The 1,442-nt window shown below is 43.1% G+C and carries 1 protein-coding gene and 1 pseudogene; both read left to right on the forward strand.

Annotation, left to right across the window (positions count from 1 at the left end; genetic code table 11):
- Window positions 1–435: ATP-binding cassette domain-containing protein (locus A3739_RS12840; RefSeq protein WP_156502568.1), on the forward strand; the 435-nt coding region annotated here is incomplete at its 5' end.
- A 184-nt stretch (window positions 436–619) separates the two neighbouring features.
- Window positions 620–1,442 (forward strand): annotated as a pseudogene (locus tag A3739_RS12845) (RNA polymerase factor sigma-54); the annotation flags it as partial.

Genomic DNA, 1,442 nt, shown 5'->3' on the forward strand with positions numbered 1-1,442 from the left:
AATATTCTGAGCGTTCTGCAAACGAGAAAAGAATTAAGCAAGGCCGAACAACGCGAAAAAGCCGATCAATTACTAAAAGAATTTCATATAGAACATATTCGCGACAGCCAAGGTATGGCTTTATCCGGGGGCGAGCGCCGTCGCGTCGAGATTGCGAGAGCTCTCGCAATGGAGCCAGATTTCATTCTACTAGATGAACCTTTTGCAGGGGTTGATCCAATTTCAGTAAGCGACATCAAGCAAATAGTGCGACAAGTTCGCGACCGAGATATTGGCGTACTTATCACCGACCACAACGTGAGAGAGACCTTAGACATTTGCGAACAAGCCTATATTGTTGGCAATGGACACATCATTGCATCAGGCTCGTCTGAGCAAGTATTAGAGAACAAAAAGGTGCGCGAGGTTTACCTTGGCGATGAATTTACAATTTAAAACCAAATTCCCTGTGCAATTACCAGTGAAAAAAGGTTTAACTAAGTTCATCAAAAACTCGTTCAAATTCTTCTCGGAAGTTCTTAAAATAGAAGATATGACATTACGTGCTGGACAAGCACATAGAGAATTCGTTCGACAATGACAAAAACACTGAAAAAGTTAGGATGACCGACTGATGGTAATGAAGGCATCCCTACAACTCAAAATGGGGCAAAGTCTTACAATGACGCCCCAGCTGCAGCAGGCTATTAAACTGCTTCAGCTATCGACTCTAGATCTTCAGGCGGAAATCCAAGAAGCATTGGAATCAAACCCAATGCTAGAAATGATTGAAGACAGTCCTGAGACGCCAAATAGCGAGTCAGAGCAAAATTCAAAAAATGAACAATCTAGCGAAGTATCAAATTCAGAAGTCGAGCCATCACGAGATCTTCACGAAAGCGAACGCGATGAATTTAGCGATTCGATACCAACCGATTTACCTGTCGATACTGCATGGGAAGACATCTACCAAACAAGTGGCCCAGCAAGCTCTGGCACAATGCCAGATGAGAACGACAGCGATTTCGAAAGCAGAAATTCAATTAGCGAGTCTCTGAATGATCACCTGCTATGGCAACTTAATCTAACACCATTTTCTGACCGCGATCGTTTAATTGCAGAAACAATTATTGATGCGATTGACATGGAAGGCTATCTACAAAATACCATTGAAGATATTCATCAAGGTCTATTTAACGAAGAAGATGAAGATCCAGTCGAACTAGAAGAAGTTCACGCAGTTCTGAAGCGTGTTCAACATTTTGACCCAGCAGGCGTGGGCGCAAAAGACCTTCAAGAATGTCTAATGCTTCAGTTACGTCAACTAGATCCCGACACTGAGTGGCTACCGCAAGCCAAGCTTGTCGTCAGCCACTATATCAATCTGCTGGGTAGTCGCGATTACGCACAGCTCATCAGAAGAAGTCGTCTTAAAGAAGACGATTTGAAAGAAGTTCTTCGCT

Source organism: Oleiphilus sp. HI0067, from assembly GCF_001635735.1.